Source organism: Marinobacterium jannaschii DSM 6295 (genome assembly GCF_000620085.1).
Taxonomy (GTDB): domain Bacteria; phylum Pseudomonadota; class Gammaproteobacteria; order Pseudomonadales; family Balneatricaceae; genus Pontibacterium; species Pontibacterium jannaschii.
Map to the genome: position 1 here is coordinate 1 of NZ_KK211067.1, position 26,896 is coordinate 26,896.

The window sequence follows — 26,896 nt, forward strand, 5'->3', positions numbered from 1 at the left end:
ACTACTACTACTACTACTACTACTACCACTGCTGCCGCGACAGATCGCTTTGCCATGTACCTGGACTGGCAGCCCTCAAATGTATTTCCCGATCTGTGCAGACGCTCAGGTCTAAACCCTGAAGATGCCAATGCGTGTCTTGGGGGCTTCATATCGCATTACCTTTCAACCCCAGGTCGCACTGAAAACCAAGCGCGTTGGGACTCCCTACTGATCAACTGGATGCAGAGGGATCGCGCTAAGGCTCAGGGGCGGCTTCAAGCCATAGGAGGACGGAACTATGGACCGGATCAATCGGGAGCTTCAAAACCAGCAGGACCGGCTCAGAGGGCAGCAGAGCTTGCCGCAGCCACGCGGGATGAGTCAGGGGACTGGCTCTCGGAGGAGTACGACCAATTCGCCTGAGGACGAACAGAAGCGCATCAAGGTCGATCAGTTCTATTCAAAGCTGCGTGCCGTGTACGGCAAAGCCAAATATGACTCTCAGTTTGCTGACGCTGAAGATCTGAAACGCAGTAAGCGTAACTGGGCGAATGAGATCAACAAGCTGACTGCCACTCAGTACAACCTGGGCTTCAAGGAGCTCAAGAAGCTGCTGCAGAACGGCGACCCTGATTACCAATGGCCGGACATCGGGAAAGTCATAGGTCTGTGTACTCGCGCTGAGCGTCTGAAAGCAGCACACAAGATCTTTACTCCACTGCCTAAGCCGGAGAAAACAGACGAGCAGCGGCAGCGTGGTAACGAGCACTTGGAAGCACTGAAGAGGGGGCTGATCTGATGGCTAAGGAAGACTCAATAGAAATCATCATCCAGAACGAAACGGTAAAGCGCGATCGCATGAACCACGTCTGGGGATTGGTCGGTAAGGGCCTGAAGGGCGGGCCGGTCGTTGTCACTCTCGGTAGAGAGAAACGCACCCTGGATCAAAACGCAAAGCTCTGGGCAATGCTGACTGATGTAAGTCGACAGGTTGAATGGCATGGGCGGAAGCTCAGCAATGAGGACTGGAAGCACGTCTTCACTGCTGGACTGAAGCAGCAGGAAGCGGTGCCAGGTATCAACGGCGGTTTCGTCGTACTGGGGCAGTCAACCAGCAAGATGCGTAAGCGTGAATTCGCAGAGCTGATCGAGCTGATCTATGCCTTCGGTGCTGAACGCTCAGTGCAGTGGTCGGAGAAGTCGAAGGGAGTGGTAGAGGAATACCAGAAGTGGCTGGAAGAGGAACGGGCGAAGCGGGGGCAGGCAGCATGAGTGGTGTGTTTGGAGAAGGTGCAAATAACGCAAATGGTCGGAAGAGTGTTGAGTGGTACACGCCGAAGTGGATTTTTGATGAGCTGAATGTGGTTTTCGATCTGGATCCGTCCTCACCTCATGACCATGAATCTTTCGTGCCAGCTGATGAGAAGTACACCATTTTCGATGACGGGCTTAGCAAGCCTTGGCATGGGCGCGTTTGGCTAAATCCGCCTTATGGCCGGGATACTCCATTCTGGATGAATCGGATGATTGATCACGGGAACGGCATTGCGCTGGTATTCAGTCGAACTGATGCGAAGTGGTTTCAGGATGCGATGAAGGCCGCTACAGCTGTTTTGTTTGTGGCTGGTCGGATTGAGTTTGTTCCAGGCAATGAGAACAAGCATAAGAAAAGCCGAAGCGGGGCCGGGACAGCTCTCTTTGCATTTGGTGAGGATAACGCCAGGGTGCTGAGGCGTCTGGCATACAAAGGCGTTTTCTTTGCTACCGGGGATATTGCGGCATGAGTCAACCATCAGCATTTTGCTGCTTGCTCTCTCTTAGTGCGATCAAGCATCAGGAAATTGTCGTTTGTGGTGAATGGAAATGATCAGATCAGAGAAACTCCGCGAATCAGCCCAGGGTCAGGAATGCACTCTTCAGATTGCCGGAGTGTGTAACTCCAACCCTGAGACAACGGTACTGGCTCATCTGCCTGATGAGTCTCACGGGATGGCATTGAAGGCTGACGACATATCCGCGGCTTTCAGTTGCTCCGATTGCCACGACTGCATCGACGGTCGGCACACCGTGAAGCTGATGCCAGAGGACAAAGAATTCTACATGCGCAGGGCTCAGACCCGGACGATGCGCATGTGGGTAGAAATGGGATTGGTAGTGATTACTGGCGCCGCATGACGAACGGCTGACCAGATAAAACCAGATATTGGACGATAGGACGAGGACGGGACGATGAAGAGAAATGTTTATGCAGATGGCAACGATAGCGGTCTGATCTTGGTTGAAGGGATGGGGGAATATGCGCCTCGGTCTCGTGTTGTTGAGTTGGAGACAGAGCGCGACCAGCTGGCGGCGCAGAACTTTCACCTGCACAAGGCAGCAAATGCCTTGTTCAGAAAGCCAGCCAAGGGCGGTGGGTACATAGTTCTGACCATTGACCTAAACAAGCTGAAGATGGTTGCGGATGAGCCATTAAGCATCTCTCTAGCCGAACATGATGCGCAGCTAATGGAATCTGAGTTTGATCGATTGGCTCAAATTCTCGAAGGAGAGTTTGGTGATAGAGCGGGAGGATTTATGCGCAAGTATGCAGTTCACCGCCCTGATCAGCTTCGCCAGCAGGCGCAGGAGGGCGAGCAGTGAGCATCACAAAGCACGTCCTCAAAACCGATCCTGATGTGTTTCAGCTGTCCTGGGATGGTCTGAAGGATTACGAAATTCGCTACAACGACCGGGATTATCAGGTGGGCGATCACCTGGAGCTGCAGGAAACCAAGTTCTCAGGCGCAGAGATGGCTTTGCTCGATGAGTACTGCGTGGAGTTCACCGGTTGCGTTCTGCATTGCGAGATTACCCACGTTCTGAGCGGCTACGGTCTGCAGGAGGGTTGGGTGATCCTTTCGCTCAAGCCTGTTGTTGCTTTGAGCGACACGGCTGCAGAGATCGAGCAGGGCCTGAATGAGATGGCCTTGCTCAACTGCCCTGCCTGTGGTGGTAGCGGTCATACAGATGATGCTCAGGCCGCTGGCGGCGTCGCAGAGGAGCATTACTAATGGCCCTCACTAAGAAACAACGCCAGCAGGTTTGGAATAAGTCGGGCGGTAAGTGCTGGTATTGCGGTACCGACCTGCCAGAGAAGGGCTGGCATGCAGACCATGTAGAGCCCATCTATCGCGAGACCAAGATAGTTAAGGATCGAAGCGACAGCCCTTACTCCCACAAAACCGTTTCTACTGGTGCAAGCTTGCGGCCCCACAAGGACAAGCTGGAGAACATGGTTCCAGCTTGTGCGCCCTGCAACCTCTTCAAAGCAACTTACAGCGTCGAGTTCTTCCGCAAGGAAATTGAGGCCCAGATAGAGCGGGTACGGAAGGCCAGCAGCGGTTTCAGGATCGCTGAACGTATGGGGATCATTCAGCCAAAGCCGAATATGCCAGTGGTTTTCTGGTTTGAGCAGCAGGGCCATGAATTGCCAGAGTTCCAGCTTGAGCAGGAGGTCGTTAATGCTGACTAAAACCCAGAAGGAAGAGGCTATCGGCACAGGCGTGATTGTTATCGCCTGGCTGATCGTTGTGGCTATGACAGAGGGAGGGCTGGGGCTGTGAGTAATCAGAAACTCAAACCATGCCCGTTCTGCGGGGGTGAGGCTGAGCTGATAGAAGCTCAATACCCGTATGTCGAATGCACAGAATGCGGCATTAGTATCGATTTTCTCCGCAACCGTGAGTTCGATCATAAGGCAGCTGTTGATAAGTGGAATGCCCGTCATATCCCTGAAGGCTATGTCTTGGTGCCAGTGGAGCCTACTAAGGCCATGTTTGAGGCTGTCACTAATGATGACCAAGGAGCAAAAGGACTTCGGGAGAGACTGGCTTCTGACTCCTATAAAGCCATGGTTCGGGCTGCGCAGGAGTCATCACAGTGCGAATGACTCAGGAACAGTACGACGCGCTCAGGAATCGCCGGGTTCTTACGAACTCGGCGCTGGGGCATAGAGATGGCCGCAAGCCTCCGAAGCCCGCCAGAAAGCCAGCAGCGAAGCCTGAGAAGCAGCTGCCTCTGAGCATGGATGCTGCTGATTTTGGTTTGGGCGAGCCAGAGGTTGCCGGTGTTGATATGGCATCAGGCCCTGATCAGACAGTTCAGATGCTGAGGCCTGGTTGCATACCGGGCTGCCCCAACAAAAACGCGACCCGCTATGAGATTACCCCGGTGCCAAAGCCTCGCCAGACCCAGGCGGATCGCTGGAAGAAGCGCCCGGCAGTCGTTCGGTATCGTGACTTCAAGGACCAGGTTCGAGAGCTGGGAATCAGCATCCCTGATAGCGGCTGCCGGATGATCTTTGTATTGCCAATGCCGAAGAGCTGGAGCAAGAAGAAGCAGGCTGAGATGAAAGGACAGCCCCATAAGCAGCGGCCTGACACCGACAACATGGTGAAAGCCATTCTCGATTCGATCTTTGAAGAGGATAGCCAGATTCACCACGTTGAGGGCCTGAAGTTCTGGGGCGAAACCGGAGCCATCATCATCGAAAAGACTCAGGAAGCCGTGCGCCTTGTGGGTGACCGGATTGTCTGGAAGGAGGGTTAGCTATGGCAAGGGACATGAAAGACCGGATCGATAAGCTGGTCGATATCTTTGTGAACTATGCAGCAGGAGTGGGTGCGGATGCTGGCTGGCATGGCCCGCATCGTCTCGGCATGATCCTGGACTTTCATGGGGATGTGCCGCCACCGAACGGCAATGATCGATCAGACGTGCAGGCGATCAACGAGATTCGCTATCTCCGCAGGGCTCATGCTGATTTCAATCTGGCCTGCATGCTGCTGGGGCGATTAGCGAAGCAGAAGGAAAAGTACGTCACTGCCCTGATCGCTCGCCGCTACCTGCAGCACGTCTATAAGCGCCCATTCAATGACGGGGAGATTGCTGAGGAGTTGGGGGAGCGGCTGCCAGTGTACCGCCACAACAGAAAGAAGGCATACCAGGTGCTGAGCGATGCTCTGAACTTCATAGATGAGTATTAGCAGAGCAAGGCGGCGTAAAAAAAGTTTCGTGGCTTGGTTATATGCATCGTCAATAGCGGCTCCAAGCGAGCCGCTTTTTTGTGCCTTGAGCCAGTCCTTAAGACTGCTGGCCTCAAAAATGATTTTCTATCGACAGTGTCAATACGCCCCGTCGAGGAGGGTGCTATTTAATATTCTGTATAATAAATACCATAAAAAACAATAAGTTGCTGATGCGGTAAACGCGAACTATGTTAGGGGTAAGCGCGGGGTTGCATATCTGAGATAGCTGGTATTCTGGTAGCAATAAGGACAAACGCATTCGGAGATTTTATGGCTGACGTATCTATTCCTGACATGGTTGTGAAGCTGCGGGCTGCAAACGATGGTGTTGATGGTGACGGCTTTGCAGCAGGTGAAGAGGTCGGGGCTGATCTAGTTCGTTGCTTGAGGGCGGAAACACTGTCACCGGCTGCACTGAACGCCCTGGTCGAAGATGCCGGGATCGGTAGAGGTGTAAGCGGAATGCTCTCTGAGGTGGCCTGTCGTGTCAGGGATTCGCGTTAGCGGTATCCCTCAGTGCCTTGGCGATACGTATCATGCAATCCATATCGCCGCTCTGCATGGATGTTACAAGGTCCAGCAGTTCATTCTCTTTGGCTGTGGGGTATGCCTGGCTTGGCTGTCCCGTGATGTAGTCTTGCACAGGGACGCCGCAGGCTTTGCATACTGCGATGATATCCGAGAATGTGTTGGGGTGAGTTTCGTCATTCTCCCACTTTTGGTAAGTCCTGAGAGCGCGATTTATCTCACTGGCAATGTCCGTCTGCTTTTTGTTTAAGGCTTGCCGTCCCATCCGTAGAACTTCGCCAGGGGTGTTCGGCATAGGCGAAAGTATCATTTTCAAACTGGCTATAGTCAATCCACTACCCAGCAAAGGGCGTGCCAACGGGTGTTCGGTCACCTACTGCAGGGGAGTTGATTCACTTTCGGCGAGTTGTTTTTGTATATTCGCTCACCTCTACGAGTTTCTACGTAGATCGTTCGATTCAGGTCATGGATACAGGAGTACAGACCGATGAAAAAGGATTCAATGGAATTTGTTGATAGCCCGCGCTGCTTCTGGCGCGTAGAGCTTACCGGATCTTATGAGGATGACTACGCTGCCGGGCAGAAATACGGCCGCCAGCTGGTCCACGCATTGAAGACCAGGGCGGCCAGCCCGTTCCTGCTCGCTGAAGTTGTGGCGCAATTTCCCTGCGAGCTAACAGCAATTGAAAACGGCTTCCTTTCCGAGCTGTGCGTATCGATCGCTGCTTAACGTTACGTACCAGGAGTATCGCAAGTTACAACCTCTGTTACATGTGAGCGCTCTGACTTGATATTCGTGATGGCATTTTGCGTCACGATTTGTTAGGGTTCGGCTATCTTGGTCTTAGTTACGACCGACACAAGTACAGCTTTCTGAAACCTCGCCTCGGCGGGGTTTTTTTATGCCTGTTTCTCAGCCCCTGGTGATCCCGTCCAGTCCCGTCTAATGCCGGGGGCTGACCTTTAACACAACCGGTAACCACTCATGAATCCTCGCGATATCACTATCGATAAGCTGCGGCGCTCGCTCGACGGCCTGGGTCACAAGTTCTTTGAGGCTGGTGACTACAACCTCAACCTGATCGGTATTCGCAGTTCGGATACTGACGCCAACTCATTCAATGACCTTATCTGCCTGGCGTTCAAGCAGCAGGGGCACTGGAACCTGTTTGCATTCGCTGCGACGACTGATCCGGGCGTGTTCTGGCGCATGAGTCCAATGAATCAAGCTGGTACTGCAGTGCTGGTACTGGGGCAGCATAAGGGTGCCTTCACGCTCGGACAGCACAAGGGCTATGACGCACTGACGCAAGCGCGATCCCTGCCGGTGTACCGTGACGACGACTGCGATGCTGACGTTGATGTGACCGGCACGATCGATAACGGTTGGCACGGTATCAATCTGCATCGCGCAAGCCCGCATCACACAAGCAAGCAAGTCGATCGCTGGTCTGCTGGCTGTCAGGTGCTGGCTGATCCAGATGAGTTCGCCATGCTGATCAGTATCTGTGATCGGGCGGCGCGTGAGTGGGGGCCTAAGTTCACATACACCCTGATTGAAGAGGGTGATTTGGCATGAATGAACGGCAGATAGAAACAGCTGCTTATCATGGGCCAGATCGGCGAGCAGGCGGTGAATGGCATGTCGATAAGACTGTGTCTATCAGCCACCTATTAACCACTCTCGCTCTGGTAATCGCGGCCTTCTGGTTCTTCGCAGAACAGGATAAGAAGATCGCGGAGAACGCCAAGGATATCCAGCATAACAGTGCAGCAATTCAGCAGCAGGAAAGTCGAGTGAATCGCAGCTTAGATGCGATCAACTCCAAGCTGGACAAACTCATTGATCAGATGATTCGGGGGAACTGATGAGCAACAAGCTGAAACAAGAAGCGCAGAAGGCGTTAAAGAATCCGGTTGTTCGCAAGATCGCTACCGGATTAATCGTTACATTACTGGGTGGTGCAGGGATCGCAGTCGGCCCTGAGTATGTGTCTCTGGCTCTGGCATTCTTGGCGGGTTAATCCATGGCAACTACACGAACTGACGGAGCTGATCTGGTCGGCAGCGAATACCGCGAAGTGGTTGCAGACCCTCTTGCTGACGCGCTGATACAGAACCCCACGTCGGGAATGATGTATCTGATGCTGTCTGATACAAAGCCACCACGTAATGCAAAAGGCGCGCACCGCCTCCCGCCTTATCAGTCCTGGCTACGCACCGACACGGCCAACACCCCAGTCTTGCAGGGTAAGATCTGGATGGCTGCTGATGGTAACGCTACAGCTGCAGTGACCGAATGAATATCGTAAATCGCCCTCTGTCTTCCGGCCCATCTGCTGCAATGAGGCCGCTGGTATCTGCTATCAAGCGGTACTGGCTGCGGCGGTTTGATGCAGTGGTGGGGACTTATGCACAATTCCCAGCCTGGAACCCAGTTGATTTCCGCATCAGGCTATTGTTTGTCGCACCTGCAACGTCTGGCTGGGAGACGCTGATTGGAAATGACACTTGGGATAGCAATGCCGGATGGCTAATTTATATGTCGGCAGGCGCTAACACTCTTGTGTTTCGCAATGCTGGCGGGGTGGAGTTGCCGTCGCAGAGTCTCACGCCAGGCACTCTATACGAAGCGGTCATAGAGCGAGCTGGCGATGATCACTCGATAACCGTTGCAGAGCAGACAAGTTCAGCGAATTTTGCTGCGGGCCACAGTGCAGCGCCAGAGCTTTATATAGGGTGCAGACATACCAACGACGGTACCGGGCGTACTGACTATTTTGATGAACGCATTCTCTTGGCTGAGCTGACAGATCTCAGTGATCCGCAAAACAGCGTCAGGTATGGCAGATTCTGTCAGCCTGACAGAATTGTACCGAATGATTTGGCGGCGCTTGGTGGCGAGCTTGTAAACGGCGCTTACGTTAACGGGTATATTAATCTGGGTTCGGCTCAGCTAAACACAAATCTGGCGTCCCCGGCAACGCGAACAACGGAATGGTTACCTATATCAGGGCAGGCATCGCTCTGGGTTATTCGCACAGACTCGTCGCGGTTTATCATCCAGTTTTCTCTCGATAGTTTGGTGTCAGCAGAACCTTCTTATGCGGCATCGGGGAATATTGTTCATGTTCCTGACGGGGCAACGCATGTTCGGATTTATTACGGACACTCGTCAAATGCAGCGCCCGTTATTTCTATTAGAGAGGCCCCTGGCTACGGCCAGCTTCACAATCCTGCTGACGACTCTGTTTCTCGCTATATGCAGAAAGGCAGTGTGTTGCTGGGGCCTGAGTTGCTGGGCACGTCTTGGAGCATACAAGGCGCGGTGGTTGATAATGCAGACGGCACTTTTACTGCAGACGGTACTCAGGGCGGGAGCATTAACATTTACCAGCCGAATACCTTGGAGGAAGGTACGCAATACCGAATGAGCCTGGCGGTATTGGATATTAGTGCAGGCGGGGTGAAAATGTTTGCCCACGGTGCGGCCACAGCCTTGATGGCCACGACAGGAGTGGTTTCTGCCGATCTTGTCGCTACGGGCAGCAACGCTACATTCTGGTGCGACCCAGCGTTCGCTGGCACGTTAAAGCCGCTGTCGACAAGACGGGTTATCCCGCTGGGTTCAGGGGTATCTCTATGATCGTTTGCTACACAATGGCCCCGGTGGCCAATCTGCCTGAAACGTTCGCGGCAGCGTATCCGCATTCTGTGCAGCTGGCGGCCTGGGCTAAGTACGGTACCCATTGCCGCGATACGTCCCCCGCTTATCTGCTGCTGATGCAGGGCACCGATCCCTCGGCGCTATTTGATCCGGATGTTGATCTATCTGGTACTCAGATTGTCTTTGTTGGCTCTGAGCAGCCTATCGCGGATCAGGCTCTGGTCGCTATCGGGGCTTATCTGTTCGACCCATCGGCTGACGGCTTGATCGTGATGGATCGCTCGATAGCTCGGGCGATGTATCGCCACCCGGCCCACCGCCTGATCGATTACGCCTACGACGGCCAGCAGGCGCTGTCGGATGACCTGGCGGCGATGGGGTTGTCTGTCGATCTGACCGGTGGCCTTGCTGATATTAAGCCGGCAGTCTGGGCGGCCGTGAAAGGCGCGTTGCTGTGATAGCTGTTGAAATTAATCTGCCGGGGTCCTGGCAGGAACGGCCGAGGTATCGCCTGATTCGACCGCTGACGGTGCTGGGTCGCACGATTCCGGCAGGCTTTGAGACTGATGGCGCTACTGTGCCGCGGCTTCTCTGGTCACTGTTCCCGCCGGTCGATCGCTATCTTTCTGCGGCCATTTTGCATGACTACCTGCTGACTCAGGCAGAGCGTGAATTTGCTGACTGGGCATTTCTTCATGCTATGGCTGAACTGAATATCAAACCGTGGCGGCGTTGGTCTATGTTCCTTGCCGTCCGCGCTTACTCCATCTACAAAGAATCCCGCAAAGCAAAATCCTCTTAATGTCTGAATTCAACTGGACCGACAAGCGGCAGCAGTTCTGTCGTGAGTACATCGTTGATTTCAACGGTACACAGGCGGCCATCCGTGCCGGTTTTGCTGAGAAGTCTGCCGTGAAGCAGGCGTCTGAGCTGCTGCAGAAGTCCGAGATCAGCCAGCGAATTGCTGAGTTGATCGAAGAGCGTAGCGAGCGCACTGGTATCGATGCTGACTGGGTTCTGACTCGACTGCAGGATATTGCGGATGCCGATATCGCTGATGTCCTGGAAGATGACGGCAGCCTCAAGCCGATTAGCCAGTGGCCCAAGATCTGGCGTCGAATGGTGACCGGTCTCGATATATCAGAGCTGTTCGAAGGCCGAGGCGAAGATCGTGAGCAGATTGGCGTGATGAAGAAGGTTAAGACCATTCGCTCTGAACGCCTGTACGAGATGATCGGTAAGCACGTAAATGTGAATGCCTTCAAAGAGCGTGTTGAGTTGGACGCGACTGATAACCTGGCTTCTGCATTGGCGAAGGCGCGCAAGCGGGTAGCTGAAGCATGAGTGATCTGCAGCAGGAAATGATAGAGGCCGTCGCCTCCTTCACCCTGGACCCGTTTGGTTATTCGTACTTTGCGTTCCCTTGGGAGGAAGAAGGCGAGCTTGAGGAGTTTGAGGGCCCGAGGGAATGGCAGTGCGATATCCTCGCTGATATCCGCGACCACCTGAACAATCCCGAGACCCGCTTTGAGCCGCTGCAGCTGGCGGTGGCTTCCGGTCACGGTATCGGAAAGTCTGCACTGATTGGGATGGTGACGAAGTGGGCGCTGGATACATGTGAGGATTGCCGAATTGTCTGCACGGCCAACACTGACGGTCAGCTCAGAACCAAGACTGTTCCTGAGATCAATAAGTGGGCGAAGCTGGCGATCACCAGTGAATGGTTCACCAGCACCGCTACCGCCATCTATTCAAATGACAGCGACCATATGCGGTCGTGGCGGGCAGACTTTGTGCCTTGGTCGAAAGACAACTCTGAGGCGTTCGCAGGCCTGCACAACAAGGGCAAGCGGATCGTCATTATCTTTGATGAGGCATCGGCCATTGATGATCTCATCTGGGAGGTAACCGAAGGGGCGCTGACCGATGAAGGCACGGAGATTATCTGGATTGCGTTTGGTAACCCAACACGAAACGTAGGCCGCTTTCGTGAGTGCTTCCGTAGGAATAAGAAGTACTGGAACACCCGTCATATCGACGCCCGCAACGTGTCTGGTACCAATAAGAAGCTCTATACCAAGTGGGCTGATCAGTACGGTGAAGACAGTGACTTTATGCGGGTGCGTGTTAAAGGGCAGTTCCCGTCCCAGTCTGCGTACCAGCTCTACAGCACTGCCTCTATCGATGCCGCTAACGGCCGGCACCTGCGCCAGGAGCAATACAGCTTTGCGCCGAAAGTCATCTCGGTGGATCCAGCCTGGACCGGTGACGATGAGTTCGTGATCGGCATTCGTCAGGGGCTTTACTTTCAGATCTTGGAGACGCATCCGAAGAACGACAACGATGTGCAGATGGCCAACCGGATTGCCCGTATTGAAGATGAGCATCAGGCCGATGCGGTCTTTATTGATGGCGGGTATGGCACCGGCATCGTCTCTGCAGGGCAGACCATGGGGCGCGCCTGGCAGCTTGTCTGGTTCAACGAGAAATCTGGCCGTCCGGACTGCGTGAATAAGCGTGCAGAGATGTACGTTGAAGTTAAGGATTGGCTGAAGCAAGGCGGTTCATTCGCTGAAGACCAGACGCTTTACGATGAGATGGTGGCGGTTGAGACATTGCCTGATCTGGAAGGCAAATACCGACTCCCGCCGAAAGAGGCCATGAAAGAACTGCTTGGTCGCAGTCCTAACCACATGGACTGCTTGGCAATCTCATTTGCCTATCCGGTCGCCCCGAAAAGCTCAGGTCTTGTGCAGGCTCACGGCCAGCAAGGCCACTTCACAAATCACGATTACAATCCCTACGACTAGGAGCTTACTTCATGTGTAATGCACCAAGCCCGCCACCGGCGCCAGCCGCTCCACCGCCAGCCGCAAAACCTGTTAGCGCTGAAACCAAAGAGGCCCGCCGTCAGGAGCAGTCCGCTGCTAAGAACGCTAAGGGCCGCAAGTCCACGATTCTCACAGGCAGCCAGGGTGTTCAAGACCAGGCTGCTACCACAAAAAAGACTCTTCTCGGGCAATAACCTATGTCTGATCGTCGCCAAAAATTTGAGCGGCGTAAGGCTGCCCTCTACAACGACCGCCAAGAATTTCTTGATGAGTGGAAGACTCTTAGTGAGTACTTCCAGCCTCGTCGTGGCCGCTTCCTGCCAGGTGATCGGAACAAGGGCAAGTCTCGCGTCAACCGGATCATTAATAGCACTGGGCGTTATGCCGCTAATGTGCTGGCAAATGGCATGCATACCGGTCTGACGAACCCGGCCCGGCCATGGTTCCGCCTGGCACCGGGTGATCGCGATCTGTCCGAGTTTGGTCCGGTGAAGCACTGGCTGCACATCGTTGAGAAGCTGTTGCAGTCGATCTTTCACAGCTCAAATCTGTATGACTCTCTGCCTCAGATCTATCTGGAAATGGGCGTCTTTGGTACCGGCTGTGTGGGTCTGTTCGAAGACTACGAGGATGTGATTCGGGCCTATCCGTTCACCGTGGGGGAGTACGCGCTTGCCGTCGATCACAAGGGACGGACAGATTCGCTTTACCGTGAGTTTCCAATGACGGTAGGCCAGATCGTTAGCCGCTTTGGCCTGGAGAGCGTTAGTCACTCAGTACGCAATATCTATGACCGTGGTGCTCTGGATCAGACGGTGGTTGTTACTCACCTCATTGAGCCAAATGACGAGCGTGTCGACGGCATGCAGGATGCTAAGAATAAGCCCTGGCGCTCGGTGTATTACGAAAACGGTGGCGATGCAGATCAGGTCCTGCAGATCTCCGGTTATGACGAATGTCCGATTATGTCTCCGCGCTGGAACACCATTGGTGGCGATACCTGGGGATCAGGCCCGGGTGCCGATGCATTGGGTGATAACAAGCAGCTTCAGCATCAGGAGAAAAAGAAAGCGCAAGCGATCGACAAGCATGTGGATCCGCCGCTGCAGGGGCCAGGCTCTCTGCGCAAAAGCCCCGTTACCACGCTGCCGGGCGGTATTACCTTCGTCGATATGATGCAGAACCAGAAGCTGGAGCCGGTTTACACCATCCAGCCGAACATCAGTGAACTGCGGGCGGATATGGCCGAGGTTGAGCAGCGAATCAACCAGGCCTTCTTCGTCGATATGTTCCTGATGCTGGCTCAGCGCGGGCAGCAGATGACGGCTACCGAAGTTGCTGAACGTCATGAAGAAAAGCTGATGGCATTGGGTACTGTGCTGCACCGGACCAGCTCAGAGCTTTTGAACCCGCTGATTCAGCGCACCTTCCAGCGAGCTGTGACGGCAGGCATTGTGCCGCCCGTTCCACATGAGCTGCGTGAGCAGCCGCTACAGATCGAATACATCTCCATCCTTGCCCAGGCTCAACAGGCAGTTGCGACCAGTGCTATCGAGCGCATGACCGGCTTTGCTGGCAATCTCGCCGCGGTTGATCAGTCTGTGCTGGATAAGATCGATCTGGATCAGGCGATCGATGAGTACGGCATGGCGATAGGTGCGCCGCCACGCATCATTCGTAGCGATGACCAGGTGGCCAATATACGCCAGCAGCGCGCCGAGGTAGAGCAGCAACAGCAGCAGATGGCGATGGCCCAGCAAGCCGCCGAAGGTGCCAAGACCCTATCTGAAGTTCAGACCGGTGAAGGCCGGAATCTGATTCAGGAGGCGCTGGGGCTGTAATGGATTATCAGGACGAGCTGTCTGACGAACAGCAAAGCGATGTCGGCAAGGAAAGCCGGCAGCACATGCAGCGCCAGCTGGACGACCTGGCCGCTGTCATGGGCACCGAAGCAGGGCAGCGCCTGGTGTGGCGACTACTGGAATCAACGGGCATATATCAGCAGTCATACACCGGCGATCCCGCTTCAACCTACTTCAACGAAGGGCGGCGCTCTATCGGCCTGATGATCATGGCTGATATCCACTCTGATGAGCGCTGCTCCCACTCCTATTTCCAACTAATTAACCAGAAACGAGAGGACTGATTATGCCTCGATCTAAATACCTGGCCGCACTTGCTGGCCAGCGATTTCGCATGCCTGCAGATGGCGAAGGTGGTGACCTGCCGGGTGGTGATGCTGCCGGTGGTGGCGATCAGGGTGATGACCAGGGCGGTCAGGATGATCAAGGCCAGGATGGCGAAGGTGACAAGGGCGGTGATCAGGACGATCAATCGGAAGGCGCTCCCGAGAAGTATGAAGCCTTCGAAATGCCGGAAGGCATGGAGCTTAACCAGCAGCAGATAAAAGCCTTCGAGCCGGTAGCCAAGGAGCTGAATCTGACGCAGGAGCAGGCGCAGAAGCTGGTTTCTCTGCAGGCTGAGATGGCTCAGGGCCAGCAGAAAGCCGCCGCTGATGCCTGGTCGGCCCAGCAGGAAGAGTGGGTGAGCTCCATTAAGTCTGATGACGAGATGAAAGACTTTACCGCCACCTCTGCCAGCGCCGCTAAGGCGATCAACCAGTTCGGTACTGATGAAATGCGTCAGATGCTGAACGAAACCGGCATGGGTAACCATCCGGAACTCGTCCGCTTTGCTGCTCGTGTCGGCAAGGCGATCTCAGAAGATGGCTTCATCAATCCGCAGGGTGATACCGGCGGTAAAGACGCGCCGCTTCACGAACGTATGTGGAACAACTAAGAGGGCTAGTAAATGCCAGTTCGTACTCTCGCTGAATGGGGTCAGTTCCTTGATCCAGAAAAGAAAGGTGTTGCCAACATCATTGAGCTGCTGGATCAGGACAATGCAATCCTGGACGACATCAAGTGGATGGAAGGTAATGAAATGAATGGCAACACGACCACTATCCGTACTGGTCTTCCGAAGCCAACCTGGCGCAAGTTGTACAAGGGTGTGCCGCCATCCAAATCCAAAGTAGGTAAGGTGACCGATACCTGCGGCATGATGGAAGACCGCTCTGAGATCGACAAGGATCTTTATGTGCTTAATGGTGCTTCAACCGAGTATCGCCTGCAGGAGTCTCGCGCCCACACAGAGGGCATGAATCAGGAGCTGGCGACAATGGTGTTCTACGGTGACACCAATACCCATCCTGAGCGCTTCATGGGACTGGCGCCACGCTATGCCTTCAAAGATGCGCCGAATGTGGTGGATGCTGGCGGTACAGGTAATGCCTGCACTTCCATCTGGTTGGTCGTCTGGGGTGATGATGCTGCTTGTGGAATCTTCCCGAAGGGCTCCAAGGCCGGTCTGGAGCATCAGGATCTGGGCGAGTATGACGCCTTTGATGGCGATGGTAATCGCTTCCGTGCTGTGGGCGATCTATATAAGTGGAAGCCGGGCCTTACCATTAAAGATTGGCGCTGCATCGTCCGTATCGCCAATATCGATACGGATAACATCACTGCTGCTGATTTGCAGAAGCTGATGATCCAGGCGAAGAACAAGATCCCTGCAGCTAAGCGTGCTCGCGCTATTTGGTACTGCAATGAAACCGTGATGACCGCGCTGGAAATTGCATCCACCGATAAGAACAACGTTCACCTGCGCTATGGCGAATACCTGGACAGCAAGGAAATCCTGAAGGCCCACGGTAAGCCGGTACGCCAGTGTGACGCCATCCTCAACACCGAAGCCGCCCTGTCGGCAATGCCTGCTTAAGGCATTCGGTAACCGTTAATCCCGGGGCCTGTTGGCCCCTTTTCTATTTCTGGAGATAGCGATGCTTATCGATATCAATACGATGTTCTCTGACGGCCAGGCTGTGACCGCCACTGCCGCATCAACCAAATCCCTGAACCTGGGCGAAGACATCGGCCATGGCAACCTGATGGCGCTGGTCATTGCAGTGAGCGAGGTCTTCGCGGGCCTGACCTCCCTGCAGGTGGTGATTCAGCACTCTGATGACGACAGCACCTGGGAAGACGTGCTGACAACGGCAGCCGTGCCGGTTGCTGATCTGGTGGCCGGTTACCGCTTCATGCTGGATAAAATCCCGTATAACACCAAGCCGTATGTTCGCCTGCGTTACGTGGTGGCTGGTACTGGTACCGGCGGCAAGATCTCGGCTTATGTTACGCCGACTCTACAGGAGTGGTACGGCCACAACCAGAAGCTGGGCGGTGAACGATGAAAAAGTTTACCTGCATTGCTGACTGCACTTTTGAGGGCCGTCTGTTTCGCGCGGGAGAGCCGATGGCCTGGGGCGGCAGCACTCAAGATGTGCCGAAACACTTCCGGTTGAATCCCGGACAGAAGGAATCTGTCAGCAAGGAACCGGCAAGCGATCCCGGTGCAAATCGCAAGGAAGCGATTCTGAAAGCCCTTCAGCAGCTCGATCACGGAAATGATGAGCACTGGAATCAGAACGGAAGCCCCGGCGTGAAGGCAGTGGAAGCCATCATGAACGATAAATCAGTGACCGCAAAGGATATCGCGGAGATTGCGCCGGAGTTGAAGCGCAACGCTGAGTAATCCTCCATACGGCCCTTCGGGGCCGTTTCTCTTTCTGGTGATCTATGCCTTCCAAAGTCTATATCTGCAACCTTGCGCTGGGCCGCATTGGTAAGCCGGTGATCCGTTCGTTTGACGATTCCAGCGCTCAGGCGGGTTACTGCCGCACCTTCTGGGATCATCTACGTGATGAGGTGCTGGCCGCCCACGCCTGGGGCTTTGCTGAAAAGTCCGTTGCCCTGGCTGATTTGGGGAATCCGCCGCCTGACTGGGGTTATCGCTACCAACTGCCGGTCGACTGCCTTAGAGCGATCGAGGTGATTCCTGCTACGCGGGGTATGCCTCCGGCGCCTTGGAAGCGTATAGCTGCCCCTGATGGTGCCAGTGCCAATGTGCTGACCGATCAGGATCAGGCTTGGCTTCGCTATACGGCCCGCATTGAGAATCCCAACGCCTATACCACTGAGTTTGCTGAAGCCTTTGCGTGGCGTTTGGCGGCTGAGATGGCGCTGCCGCTCACCAAAGATAAGGGGTTGCACCAATGGGCACATGAGCAATATCGCGTTGCTATGTCCAAGGCAGAAGCCACTGATGCTAACCAGGCACAGGCCGATGCGCCTGCTGATGCCAGCTGGATACAGGCAAGATCATGAGCACTGCATTGAATCAGGCCAGTTTCGCCGGAGGTGAGTTGGCACCATCCCTTCATGCCCGTTCCGATCTTGCGAAGTTCGCGACCGGACTGGCTCTGTGTAGCAACTTCTTTGTGCATGCTCACGGCGGAGTCAGTAACCGGCCTGGCTTCGAGTATGTCGACGGGGTGCAGGATCACAGCAAGAAGGTCCGGTTGATTGAGTTCGCATTCTCGACCGTTCAGACCTACGTGCTGGAGTTCGGGCACAACTACATGCGTATCGTTAAGGACGGCGGGCGCGTGGTCTATCCGGCCGGTCATGCTCAGGAAGGGCTGTCGGTAGAGGTATCCACGCCTTACACCGAATCGGATCTGCCGCTGATCAAATTTGTTCAATCGGCTGACATCATGACGCTGGTGCATCCGGCGCACCCGGTACGTGAACTGGCCCGCACTGATCACCATGAATGGACCCTGTCTGTGATCTCCTTCTATCCGGAGATCAGCAAGCCGACAGGATTGGCGTTGGATACCAATACCGTCGGCTCGGGCTCAACTGATCGCAAGTATGTGGTCACGGCCGCAGCGGCTGAAACACTGGAAGAGAGCGAGCCGTCTGACGAGCTGTCTTTTCAGACCGATACCGACTCGAATTGGACTGAAGGTGAGTATCTTGAAATCAGCTGGACGGCGGTTTCCGGTGCAGAAAAGTACAACGTCTACAAGGAAGAGAATGGCCTGTTTGGCTATATCGGCAGCACGGAAAGCGCCTCATTCAAAGATACCAAATTTGCCCCTGATCTAAGCGATACGCCGCCTAAAGTGCGCAACCCATTTGATGGGGCAAACTACCCGGGTTCAGCTACCTACTACCAGCAGCGCCTGGTCTTCGCGCAGTCGACAGCCGAACCACAGTCGATCTGGACCACCCAGACCGGTAACTACAAAAACATGAACGTCTCGTCGCCAGTTAAAGACGATGATGCGATTACCTTCACCATTGCCAGTCGGCAGGTAAACGAGATTCGCCACCTGGTACCGCTGGATCAGCTGATTGTGCTGACCTCTGGCGGTGAGTGGAAAGTATCCGGCGGCAATGATGGTGTAATCACGCCAACCACCATTCAGGTTCGACCGCAGGGCTACCGGGGATCGTCCCATGTGCCGCCGTTGCTGATCGGTAACACCGTGCTGTTCATTCAAGAGAAAGGGGCCATCGTTCGCGATCTGGCGTACTCGCTGGAGTCGGATGGCTATGCCGGTAATGACCTGTCTGTGATGGCGAATCATCTGTTCGACGGCCACACCATCATCGACTGGTGCTTTGCTCAGGCTCCTCATTCGATCGTCTGGGCGGTGCGCGATGACGGTGTATTGCTTGGCCTGACGTACGTTCGCGAGCATCAGGTCTGGGCCTGGCATCAGCACCCGACGACAAACGGCGCATTTGAGTCGATCTGCTCCATCTCTGAGAACGGTGAGGACGCTGTTTATGCAGTGGTGCGCCGAACCATCAACGGGCAGGAAAAGCGCTATGTTGAGCGCCTGCACTCGCGTCAGTTCACGGAATCAGCCGATGCTTTCTTTGTGGATAGCGGGCTGAGCTATCAGGGGGCTGAGGTGTCCAGCATCAGCGGCCTGGATCACTTGGAAGGCGAAGCGGTATGGGTGCTGGCTGATGGTCATGTGGAGTATGAGCACACAGTTACCGGTGGCGCTATAGCGCTCCAGCATCCCGCCTCACAGGTGCATATCGGGCTTCCCCTTATCGCATCCCTCAAAACGCTGCCGGTCGACCTGCAGGGGCAATCAGGCAGCCTGAAGCACAAAGAGAAATCCATTAACCGGGTCAATGTTCACTTCCTTGAGTCTCGTGGCGGTTATGCCGGCACAGATAAGGACTCTATGCAGGAACTGGTGCAGCGACAGTTCGAAGACTGGGGCGAATCAACCCGACTGCAGACCGGTGTTGAGCAGATCGACCTGCAACCGGACTGGAACAACCACGGCCAGACCTTTATTGAGCAGCGCGACCCGCTACCGATGACCATTCTGGCCGTTATTCCGGAGGTGACCTTTGCGTGATGTAAAGATTATTCAGGCGATACTGGGGCATGCAGAGCATATCGCTGCCCATATGCGGATCGCTGATATCAATGAGATCTGGGCAGCTTCGCTATCAACCCCTGAGGAATCGCTGATCAAGGGCATCAAACGCTCTACGCCTGCAATGACAGGCCTCGTTGATGGTCGCCCGGTTGCTATGTTTGGCGTAGCGCCGATGTCGGTAATGACCGGCGTAGGCGCGCCCTGGCTTCTCGGTACCGATGAAGTGGATCAAGTGTCACTGTCCTTCCTGAAGCATAGCCGGGCCATGGTGACGCAGTGGAAGCAGGATCACGCGCTGCTTTACAACTACGTCGACGCTCGCAATGCCGCATCTATCCGCTGGCTGAAATGGCTGGGATTCACCATCCAAGAAGCCAGGCCCTACGGAGCGCTTCAGCTCCCATTCCATCGTTTCGAATTCGTGAGGGATGACTATGTGTGATCCGATGACTATCGCTCTGACGGCTGTTGCTGGTGCCGGAATCATGGGCGCCAAGGCTCAGTATGATTCCGGTAAATACAATCAGGCAGTCGCCAATAACAACGCCATTATCGCCAACCGCATGGCGGATGACGCCTTGGAGCGCGGCAAGGTAGAAGAGTCGCAGCACCGTAAGAAGGTTGAGGCGCTGAAGGGTTCGCAGCGGGCAGCTATGGCAGCCAATGGTATCGACCTTGATAGCGGATCGGCCCTGGATATCCTCGGCGATACGGCAGAGATGGGAGAGTATGACGCGCTAATGATCCGCTCTAATGCCCAGCGCGATGCTGATGGGTACCGCAACCAGGGCGTCAACTATCGAGCACAGGGCGCTATGGCTAAGCACCAGGGTAATACAGGAGCAATGTCGACCTTGCTGGGTACCGCCTCCTCTGTGTCCGGAAAGTGGTCTCAAGGGGGTAAGTAAGTGAAAGTAAAAACCTACCCGCAGGGCGGCGCAGTTCAGGCCCGCCCGGATCAAACACCCTTCCAGCAAAATAGAGCCACGCCTGATGGCATGGGCGGGAACATTGCTCAGGCGCTGAATGGCGTCGCCGATGATTTCCACCGCCGCGCCATGGAGATGAAGGCTGAAGAGGACGAGGCTGCTGCAAAGGAGCTGGATGTGCAGTTCAATCGCCAGCTTCGCGATATTCTCCACAACTCCGAGAGTGGTTATTACGGCAAGCGTGGTAAAGATGCCTTTGAGTCTTATCAGGATGCTCAGCGCCAGCTTGATGAGCTGCGCCAGGAGTACGAGGGCAAAGCGGGTAATGATGAGCAGCGCAGCATGTTTGGGGGTATCGCCAGCCGTCGCGTTGAGGGGGCGCTTGACGGTATGTCACGCCATGCAGCTAATGAAAGGCGCAGCTTTCTATCAGGGGTCTCCAGAGCTCGGCAAGAAGAGTCCATCAACGATGCTGCAGCCAACTACACCGACCCTCAGATGCGAAAGCGAGGGATCGCGACAGCCATTGCAGAGGCCGGTGAGCAGGCCCGTCTGGAAGGCTGGTCAAGTGAGGTGCTCGCACAAGAGAAGGCTAAGATTCAGACCCGGGCTCACGCCGTGATCATTGATCGAATGTTGGCAAATAACCCACAGGAGGCCTTCGCGTACTTTCAGGAAAACCAGGATGGTATAGAGGGCACCGCCCGAGCAAAGATAGAGAGGGTACTAAACAGCGAGAGAAGTCGCATGCAGGCCGAACAGCGTGCGAATATTTCCAGTCAGCTTGACGACTACGTAGCCTATCTGCGCGATGGTAATGTGGATCGCTCACCTCCAGTATCCAAAGCGGACGTTGAGGCGGCATATGGCGAGAAAGGGGAGGAGATCTGGAGTCAGGTCGAGCGCGCGCAGGCTTTCGGTCAGAGTATGGCGAAGATTCGCACAGCTTCGCCCGAGGAGCTGCAAGCCATACTGCAGCAAGAGCAGAACGATCTGGATTTGCCAGATGGATACAGAGTCGAACGCAAGGAATACGCGGATATTGTTGCCGCCATTCAGCACCGCAATCAGCAGATAGAAGCAGATCCAGCAGAATATGTGCTGAGGCACTTTCCAGAAACCCAGTCTGCTTATCACGTTATGTCCGATGCGCTATCAGGGAGTGATATAGAAGCCCAAAGGCGCACGATTGCGGCGTACACATCTCTCGTTGAGGAGGCGCAGACCCGACTGGGGATAGAAGCTCCCGTGCTGCTGACCGACGCCTATGCCCAACAGATCGCCAAACGCTTTAACGATCACTCCGAAGGCGGTGAGAAGCCAGCGGAAGCTGTGCAGGCAATGTCCTCTCTGTGGGGTGATGGCTGGCCCCGTGTAATGCAACAGCTCAACGCCTCTAAGCTCATCCCGCGCGGAATAAATGTCATAGCCGCCATGTCGCCTGGATTGAGAGCTAATCAGCTTTCAGAAGCCCTAAAGGTCGGCAAGAAGGAATATGCGGGGATTCTGGATAAGGATCAGATTCGCACCATCGAAGAGACCGTTAAAGACGAGCTGATAGAGTTTCAGGAAGCATCGCTTGGCATGCTTGGGCAGGAGCAGGTGTATAACCAGTTCGTTGACGCTTCTGCATTACTGGCGATGAAGCTCGCAGCTGAAGGAGAAGATCCCTCCCGGGCCGCCGAGATCGCGACGGGTGCAACCATAAACGACCGTTACACCTACGTTGGCAGCTATCGGATCCCAAGTCATTTGAATGCATATGGTATTGAGCAGGGTGTGCAGAGCGCCATTGAAAATGCGGCTGAGTTGGACCTGAAAATCCCAGACTCGCTTCATGTGGCGAACCGAGAGGATGCGGCGGAGTTGTATCGTGGCCCCATTGCTGTTGAGGCCAGGACACTAAACGATGACAGCGGAATCCTGTTGGTGGATCCAGATGGAAAAGGCGCTGTTTTATTGGCTGACGGCAGTCCCGCGGTGTTTAGCTGGGAAGAGCTTCAGCAGCTGGGATTGGAGCAGGTCAACGCCCGGCGCAGTCAGCTGGCCACTGATCGACTAAGGGGGATGGGGCGCTAATGGAAAACAATAACGGCATTCGTATTCGCAGCAGTAAGCTGCTAGAGGAAATCGAATCTACTGTCGGAGATGCTGCAGCTGCAGCCGCGCAGAAAGCATGGATTGAGAGCCCGACCTCTTCTATCTCTCGATACTTAGGGCTTGAGTCTTCTGATCGCGGTCGCTACATGACTGGCACACCCGGCTCCTACGATCCGCGCACCGCTATCAGCAACTTTCTCGACAAGGAGGCGGCGCTATCCAGGGTACAGGAGGCCGGGGTTGAGCTGTCTATTCCTGATCATGGCATACGGGAACCGGTGCTGGATCTCTTGATTGAGCGCAAGCGGGACGAGCTGAAGCGTCAGTCTGTTCTATCTCGCGCTCCTGATGGACTTGCCTCTGGATCCAGTCAGCTGGGAGCAGCATTGGCCGCCTCATTAGCTGATCCAATCAACATCGCCGCATCGTTTATACCCGTCGTCGGACAGGCGCGTTACGCAAGGATGCTTTCAAACACCTCAACGGCAGCAGGCCGCCTGGCTGTCCGCGCCAAGGTAGGCGCCCTGGAGGGGGCGGTGGGTGCAGCTATTGTGGAGCCCGTGGTTTTGGGTGCTGCTACTGCTGAGCAAGCCGATTATGACCTCTCGGAAAGCCTAAACAATATTGGCTTTGGTGTAGTGCTTGGGGCTGGCCTTCATTCAGGGGTTGGCGCCATCTCTGATGCCTTGCGCAAAACCCGGCTTAACGAGCGCCAACAACTGGCCAAGGCGGCCCTGGCGCAAGCCATTGAAGGGCGACCGATTGATGTGCGTTCAGTGGCAGCGGCAGGCGACTCCATCCGCGCTGTTGCTGAGCCCCGAGTGGTCTCCCGCCTGTCAGGTGATGAAGTGCTGGCGGAGGGCGTCGATAGCCTTGAGGCAGCAAGAGGTTATTTCCAGACAAACCTGCAGGGCAACACGATAATCCGGGAAGGCTTTGGCGAGGTTCGCATAACCGGTAAGGGCTGGAAGAAGGTTAAGGCAGGGCTGAGGAATGATCCGCTCAAAGCACAGCTGATTCCAGCCATTCCGGACATTATCAAGCACGGTGAGTACAAGGGGCGGTCGGAACTTTATAAGGATCGCTCTGACGATATTCAGGCATTTCATCGCTTTGAGGCAGATGTGGAGATTGGCGGCCGGCGGGTACTGGCGGGTGTGACGGTAGCCCAGGACCGGCATGGGCGGCTGTTCTACAACATGAACCACAACCCGCACCTGCTCTGGCAAAAAAGAAAGCCCCAGATAGAGCCCAGGAGAATAGCCCGGGAATCTGAGGCCTCTGCTGTCCCCGATGGAACGGAGACAGGAGTCAGTATAGATCTGGATGCCTCTCCGCTCAATATGGAGCTTAAAAGCTTTCGGGATCGTGATGCAGCGATCGGCAAGCTGGCGACTTTGGAGCGAGGCCGATCAGTGACCTCTAAGCTGGCAGACAAGCAGGCCTCCTCATCCGCACAGGAATCCATCAAAGAAGGGATGACCGATGATACAGAGCAGATTCTCGAGGAGGTGAGCGAGCAATTGCAGGAGCTTGCTGAAGCCATGGGAGTGGACGTTGCCCCGTACCTAAAACCGTTTGATGAATCCATAGACGCCGCTACATCCAGCGCCAAAGCGCTCCGGGCTGCAGCAATCTGTGCGCTACGTAAAAACTGAGGTGTGTTGATGAATTCTTGTATTGATGAGATCCAGAAGGCGGCAGGTCGAGAATTGGGACTGGATGAGCTGACCGAGATTGTCGAATCGGCCCAGCGTCGAATTAAAGAACTTCGCATCGCTGAAGTGCCTGATTTGGAAAAGGCTGTCTTGGATTATGTGGACGGTGTAGAGCAGGAATTGGTTGCGGCCGCACAGATCGAGAAGCGTAATGCAGCACTGAACCTAAAGCGCCGACTGGAGACGATGGATCACTTGGGGGCCAAGTTCGCTGATAACTATGAAGCGGGTATTGAGTCGATATTGGTGGGTACCAACCGAGCCACAGCCGGAGCCAGGCTGTCAGTTGCCGCAACCCAGAATCAGTTGCTGGGCCATTACACCGGGGGCTTTATAGCCGATATTGAGGCTTTGGGGCATGAGCATTGGAAGCTCTTTATCAGCGGCGATATCGATGACGATATTGCTCGTGCCTTGTGGCGGCTGGATGATGACCAGCCTGACTTTAGTAAATTGCTGCCCCAGGCCGTGGATATTGCCCGGGTTGTAAATAAGTGGCAGGAGGTCACGCGCCTTGATGCCAATAAAGCGGGTGCCTGGATCAAGAAGCAGAAAGGTTATATCACGCGACAAACCCACGATATGTACAAGATACGTGAGGCGGGGTATCAGGCCTGGCGCGAGCATATCGCTACCCGGCTTGATGAGCGCACTTTTGATCATGTCGATGATCGTGAAGCTTTTCTGGAATCGGTCTATCAAGGCTTGGCGTCTGGTGTTCATTTGAAGGCAGGGGCCATGCCAGGGCTGAAGGGCATCAGCAATATCGGCAAGCGAATGAGCCATGATCGCACGCTTCACTTTAAAGACGCCGAAGCTTGGGCAGAGTACAACCGGGCGTTTGGCGTTGGTAGCTTGCGGGAGACGCTGTTGGCGGGGTTCAATTCGGCCGCCCAAAACACTGGACTGATGCGGATACTTGGCCCTAATGCAGAGAAGAACTTCGATGACCTGACAGCAGAGCTATCCCAGAAAATCGAAGATCCAGCAGCACGGCAGGCATTTTCGCGCGCCACATCGGATGCAGGGTGGCTTAAGCGCACGCGCTATCGGGCCATCGATGGAAGCATGAATATTCCGGGCAATGAGATATTGGCTAAGGCGGGCGCGGTCACGCGAGCGATCCAGAGCATGTCCAAGCTGGGTGGTGCTGTGTTGTCGTCGGTCACCGATATTCCGATTTATGCATCCGAGTTGCGTTACCAGGGGCGCAGTATGTTGGGCGGCATGGCTGAGGCGACTGCAGGCTTAGCGAAAGGTCGGGGTAGCGCAGAGCAGCGCCAGATTCTAGGCTCTCTTGGCGTTGTAATGGATGGGCTGACGGGCTCCATGACTGAGCGATTCAGTGGTCTGGATAACGCCTCTGGGTGGGCCAGTCGTTGGCTTCAGACATTCTTTAAGTGGAATGGCATGACGTGGTGGACGGATACTATGCGCTCCTCAGTGGCGCTGGGGATGTCCAATCACCTTGCGGTTGCAAGTAGCAAGGACTGGGGCGGCCTTAATCCGGAATTACAGCGAGTACTGTCGACCTACGGCCTGGATCAAGGGAAGTGGGAGATACTGCGTAAGGGCGCGGTTCGTGAGGCTGATGGTAACCCATACCTGACGCCTGAAGCGGTCCGCGAGGTAGCTGATGCCTATCTGGCGCCCTACCTTAAAGCCCAGGGTAAAAAGGTAAACTCAGCCAGTCTTAGCGCATTACGAGAAGAGATCGAAAACAACCTGCGAACCTATTTTGTTGATCGCGCACAGCACGCAGTCATCGAGCCAGATCAACGCACCCGCGCTATTCTTCTTCGGGGCACTAACCCGGGGACCGTTGAAGGGGAGTTTCTTCGCGCTATTGCGCAGTTCAAATCATTCCCAACTGCGGTTATTCAGAAGACCCTGGGGCGGGAGCTGAGCACAGGTGGCATGGAAGGGGCGGTAGGTATTGCCAACGTTATAGTCTGGACGACCATGTTCGGATATGGCGCCATGGCGCTAAAGGATATGGCTAAAGGTAAAGAGCCTCGAAATCCTGACGACCCTAAGGTCTGGATGGCTGCCATGGCACAAGGGGGCGGCCTGGGGATTTATGGCGACTTCCTGTTCGGTGATATGAAGAACCGCTACGGGGGTGATGCACTGTCGACGCTAATGGGGCCAACGGCTGGCGTGGCCTCTGATCTGATCGACATCATGCAGCGCATGCGCGATGGTGACGATACAGCTGCCAAGGCGTTCTCGATGCTCAAGAACAATACACCCTTTATCAATCTGTTTTATACCCGATGGGCACTGGACTACTTGATTCTGCATCGCATGACAGAAGCCCTGTCGCCCGGGGCATTGAGGCGCGCAGAGCGGAGACTGAAGAAGGAAAACGATCAGCAGTTTATGATTCCGCCCTCTACTGTCACTCCTAGGGGCGGGTTCAGGCCAGAGCTAAAGGCATTTTGGCGGGAGGTTAGTTCATAGCTGTCAGGTAGAGAAGGCAGCCGAACCCAAAGGTCACCAGGTTCCCGATCATCCAGGCATTGGTTAGCTTAACCCAGCGCTGATGAGTTAGCTTAACCGCCTCGACAAATCCACAGCCCCGCTGACTTTGGATATCAGCAAGCATAAACGGGAAGGAGAAGCCCGCCAGTATCAGTACACCATAGAGAAAAACGAGCCAGATCGGTGGGCCCAAGAAGATCAGCAGATCCAACCCTAGGCGCCCCAGGATTAAGTAAGAGAAGATGTAGAGGATGATCATCTGGCTACATCTCCTTT

The 26,896-nt window shown here is 54.9% G+C and carries 37 protein-coding genes; 35 read left to right on the forward strand and 2 right to left on the reverse strand.

Features of this window, described 5'->3' with window-relative positions; all coding sequences use genetic code 11:
• Positions 1-54 precede the first annotated feature (54 nt).
• From Q354_RS29045 to Q354_RS0120480, 12 genes are all read left to right on the forward strand, one after another.
• Positions 55-405, forward strand: a complete 351-nt coding sequence (locus Q354_RS29045) for a DnaT-like ssDNA-binding domain-containing protein (RefSeq protein WP_407637289.1) — start codon at positions 55-57, stop codon at positions 403-405.
• Entirely contained in the window at positions 359-781 is a 423-nt protein-coding gene (locus Q354_RS0120425; RefSeq protein ID WP_169828918.1) for a hypothetical protein, read from the forward strand. The genes Q354_RS29045 and Q354_RS0120425 overlap by 47 nt, the downstream gene beginning before the upstream one ends.
• Positions 781-1,254, forward strand: a complete 474-nt coding sequence (locus tag Q354_RS0120430) for a recombination protein NinB (protein ID WP_027859230.1) — start codon at positions 781-783, stop codon at positions 1,252-1,254. The genes Q354_RS0120425 and Q354_RS0120430 overlap by 1 nt, the downstream gene beginning before the upstream one ends.
• Positions 1,251-1,766, forward strand: a complete 516-nt coding sequence (locus tag Q354_RS0120435; RefSeq protein WP_051560461.1) for a DNA N-6-adenine-methyltransferase — start codon at positions 1,251-1,253, stop codon at positions 1,764-1,766. Before Q354_RS0120430 ends, Q354_RS0120435 begins: the two co-directional genes overlap by 4 nt.
• 79 nt (positions 1,767-1,845) lie before the next feature.
• Positions 1,846-2,157: a DUF1364 domain-containing protein gene (locus tag Q354_RS0120440; protein WP_211252305.1), complete on the forward strand. Its 312-nt coding sequence runs from the start codon at positions 1,846-1,848 to the stop codon at positions 2,155-2,157.
• A 54-nt stretch (positions 2,158-2,211) separates the two neighbouring features.
• Positions 2,212-2,622, forward strand: coding sequence for a hypothetical protein (locus Q354_RS0120445; protein ID WP_027859233.1), 411 nt, complete (start codon positions 2,212-2,214; stop codon positions 2,620-2,622).
• Positions 2,619-3,032, forward strand: coding sequence for a DUF3850 domain-containing protein (locus tag Q354_RS28040; protein WP_211252306.1), 414 nt, complete (start codon positions 2,619-2,621; stop codon positions 3,030-3,032). Before Q354_RS0120445 ends, Q354_RS28040 begins: the two co-directional genes overlap by 4 nt.
• On the forward strand, positions 3,032-3,493 hold the full coding sequence (locus Q354_RS0120455; RefSeq protein WP_027859234.1) for an HNH endonuclease: 462 nt from the start codon (positions 3,032-3,034) through the stop codon (positions 3,491-3,493). Before Q354_RS28040 ends, Q354_RS0120455 begins: the two co-directional genes overlap by 1 nt.
• Before the next feature lie 87 nt (positions 3,494-3,580).
• Positions 3,581-3,910 (forward strand): Lar family restriction alleviation protein, encoded by a 330-nt coding sequence (locus Q354_RS0120465; RefSeq protein WP_027859235.1) that lies wholly within the window; start codon positions 3,581-3,583, stop codon positions 3,908-3,910.
• Positions 3,907-4,569 (forward strand): RusA family crossover junction endodeoxyribonuclease, encoded by a 663-nt coding sequence (locus tag Q354_RS26685; protein WP_211252307.1) that lies wholly within the window; start codon positions 3,907-3,909, stop codon positions 4,567-4,569. Before Q354_RS0120465 ends, Q354_RS26685 begins: the two co-directional genes overlap by 4 nt.
• Before the next feature lie 2 nt (positions 4,570-4,571).
• A complete protein-coding gene (locus tag Q354_RS0120475) occupies positions 4,572-5,006 on the forward strand; it encodes a hypothetical protein (protein WP_156948440.1) in 435 nt (144 codons plus the stop codon).
• Between the two features lie 312 nt (positions 5,007-5,318).
• Positions 5,319-5,552, forward strand: coding sequence for a hypothetical protein (locus Q354_RS0120480; protein ID WP_027859237.1), 234 nt, complete (start codon positions 5,319-5,321; stop codon positions 5,550-5,552).
• On the opposite strand, the gene Q354_RS29050 is transcribed toward Q354_RS0120480, so the two are convergent.
• Entirely contained in the window at positions 5,536-5,886 is a 351-nt protein-coding gene (locus Q354_RS29050) for a helix-turn-helix domain-containing protein (protein ID WP_036230964.1), read from the reverse strand. The genes Q354_RS0120480 and Q354_RS29050 overlap by 17 nt on opposite strands.
• 177 nt (positions 5,887-6,063) lie before the next feature.
• On the opposite strand from Q354_RS29050, the gene Q354_RS0120490 reads away from it, so the two are divergent.
• From Q354_RS0120490 to Q354_RS26730, 23 genes are all read left to right on the forward strand, one after another.
• Positions 6,064-6,306 carry a hypothetical protein gene (locus Q354_RS0120490; protein WP_027859238.1) on the forward strand — a complete coding sequence of 81 codons (243 nt, stop codon included), beginning with the start codon at positions 6,064-6,066 and terminating at the stop codon, positions 6,304-6,306.
• 255 nt (positions 6,307-6,561) lie between these two features.
• Entirely contained in the window at positions 6,562-7,155 is a 594-nt protein-coding gene (locus Q354_RS0120495; RefSeq protein ID WP_027859239.1) for a hypothetical protein, read from the forward strand.
• Positions 7,152-7,445 (forward strand): hypothetical protein, encoded by a 294-nt coding sequence (locus Q354_RS0120500; protein WP_027859240.1) that lies wholly within the window; start codon positions 7,152-7,154, stop codon positions 7,443-7,445. Before Q354_RS0120495 ends, Q354_RS0120500 begins: the two co-directional genes overlap by 4 nt.
• A complete protein-coding gene (locus Q354_RS28365) occupies positions 7,445-7,600 on the forward strand; it encodes a hypothetical protein (RefSeq protein ID WP_156948441.1) in 156 nt (51 codons plus the stop codon). Before Q354_RS0120500 ends, Q354_RS28365 begins: the two co-directional genes overlap by 1 nt.
• Positions 7,601-7,603: 3 nt before the next feature.
• Entirely contained in the window at positions 7,604-7,879 is a 276-nt protein-coding gene (locus tag Q354_RS0120510) for a hypothetical protein (RefSeq protein WP_027859241.1), read from the forward strand.
• A complete protein-coding gene (locus Q354_RS0120515) occupies positions 7,876-9,222 on the forward strand; it encodes a hypothetical protein (protein WP_156948442.1) in 1,347 nt (448 codons plus the stop codon). Before Q354_RS0120510 ends, Q354_RS0120515 begins: the two co-directional genes overlap by 4 nt.
• Positions 9,219-9,701: a hypothetical protein gene (locus Q354_RS0120520; protein ID WP_027859243.1), complete on the forward strand. Its 483-nt coding sequence runs from the start codon at positions 9,219-9,221 to the stop codon at positions 9,699-9,701. Before Q354_RS0120515 ends, Q354_RS0120520 begins: the two co-directional genes overlap by 4 nt.
• The gene (locus Q354_RS26695; RefSeq protein ID WP_051560463.1) at positions 9,698-10,045 is read left to right on the forward strand and encodes a DUF1353 domain-containing protein; all 348 of its coding nucleotides are present in this window, start codon (positions 9,698-9,700) and stop codon (positions 10,043-10,045) included. Before Q354_RS0120520 ends, Q354_RS26695 begins: the two co-directional genes overlap by 4 nt.
• Entirely contained in the window at positions 10,045-10,587 is a 543-nt protein-coding gene (locus Q354_RS0120530; protein ID WP_027859244.1) for a terminase small subunit, read from the forward strand. Before Q354_RS26695 ends, Q354_RS0120530 begins: the two co-directional genes overlap by 1 nt.
• Complete coding sequence (locus Q354_RS0120535) at positions 10,584-12,053, forward strand: hypothetical protein (RefSeq protein WP_027859245.1); 1,470 nt, start codon at positions 10,584-10,586, stop codon at positions 12,051-12,053. Before Q354_RS0120530 ends, Q354_RS0120535 begins: the two co-directional genes overlap by 4 nt.
• Positions 12,054-12,271: 218 nt before the next feature.
• Complete coding sequence (locus tag Q354_RS0120545; RefSeq protein WP_027859247.1) at positions 12,272-13,915, forward strand: portal protein; 1,644 nt, start codon at positions 12,272-12,274, stop codon at positions 13,913-13,915.
• Entirely contained in the window at positions 13,915-14,220 is a 306-nt protein-coding gene (locus Q354_RS26700) for a Bbp19 family protein (RefSeq protein WP_051560468.1), read from the forward strand. Before Q354_RS0120545 ends, Q354_RS26700 begins: the two co-directional genes overlap by 1 nt.
• A 2-nt stretch (positions 14,221-14,222) precedes the next feature.
• Entirely contained in the window at positions 14,223-14,873 is a 651-nt protein-coding gene (locus Q354_RS26705) for a hypothetical protein (protein WP_051560470.1), read from the forward strand.
• Positions 14,874-14,885: 12 nt separating this feature from the next.
• The gene (locus tag Q354_RS0120560) at positions 14,886-15,854 is read left to right on the forward strand and encodes a major capsid protein (RefSeq protein ID WP_027859248.1); all 969 of its coding nucleotides are present in this window, start codon (positions 14,886-14,888) and stop codon (positions 15,852-15,854) included.
• A gap of 61 nt (positions 15,855-15,915) precedes the next feature.
• A complete protein-coding gene (locus Q354_RS26710; protein WP_051560472.1) occupies positions 15,916-16,326 on the forward strand; it encodes a Bbp16 family capsid cement protein in 411 nt (136 codons plus the stop codon).
• Positions 16,323-16,667: a hypothetical protein gene (locus Q354_RS0120570; RefSeq protein ID WP_027859249.1), complete on the forward strand. Its 345-nt coding sequence runs from the start codon at positions 16,323-16,325 to the stop codon at positions 16,665-16,667. The genes Q354_RS26710 and Q354_RS0120570 overlap by 4 nt, the downstream gene beginning before the upstream one ends.
• A 44-nt stretch (positions 16,668-16,711) precedes the next feature.
• Positions 16,712-17,299 carry a hypothetical protein gene (locus tag Q354_RS26715; protein ID WP_051560474.1) on the forward strand — a complete coding sequence of 196 codons (588 nt, stop codon included), beginning with the start codon at positions 16,712-16,714 and terminating at the stop codon, positions 17,297-17,299.
• Positions 17,296-19,365: a phage nozzle protein gene (locus tag Q354_RS0120580; protein ID WP_051560476.1), complete on the forward strand. Its 2,070-nt coding sequence runs from the start codon at positions 17,296-17,298 to the stop codon at positions 19,363-19,365. The genes Q354_RS26715 and Q354_RS0120580 overlap by 4 nt, the downstream gene beginning before the upstream one ends.
• Positions 19,358-19,831: a hypothetical protein gene (locus Q354_RS0120585; RefSeq protein ID WP_027859251.1), complete on the forward strand. Its 474-nt coding sequence runs from the start codon at positions 19,358-19,360 to the stop codon at positions 19,829-19,831. Before Q354_RS0120580 ends, Q354_RS0120585 begins: the two co-directional genes overlap by 8 nt.
• 4 nt (positions 19,832-19,835) lie before the next feature.
• The gene (locus Q354_RS26720; RefSeq protein ID WP_156948444.1) at positions 19,836-20,297 is read left to right on the forward strand and encodes a virion core protein, T7 gp14 family; all 462 of its coding nucleotides are present in this window, start codon (positions 19,836-19,838) and stop codon (positions 20,295-20,297) included.
• Entirely contained in the window at positions 20,298-22,397 is a 2,100-nt protein-coding gene (locus Q354_RS0120595) for a hypothetical protein (protein ID WP_027859252.1), read from the forward strand.
• A complete protein-coding gene (locus Q354_RS27655; protein ID WP_027859253.1) occupies positions 22,397-24,076 on the forward strand; it encodes an LPD3 domain-containing protein in 1,680 nt (559 codons plus the stop codon). The genes Q354_RS0120595 and Q354_RS27655 overlap by 1 nt, the downstream gene beginning before the upstream one ends.
• 9 nt (positions 24,077-24,085) lie before the next feature.
• Positions 24,086-26,599, forward strand: coding sequence for a hypothetical protein (locus tag Q354_RS26730; RefSeq protein WP_051560481.1), 2,514 nt, complete (start codon positions 24,086-24,088; stop codon positions 26,597-26,599).
• Here Q354_RS26730 and Q354_RS0120610 read toward each other — a convergent pair.
• Positions 26,589-26,879, reverse strand: coding sequence for a hypothetical protein (locus tag Q354_RS0120610; RefSeq protein WP_027859254.1), 291 nt, complete (start codon positions 26,877-26,879; stop codon positions 26,589-26,591). The genes Q354_RS26730 and Q354_RS0120610 overlap by 11 nt on opposite strands.
• Positions 26,880-26,896 lie beyond the last annotated feature (17 nt).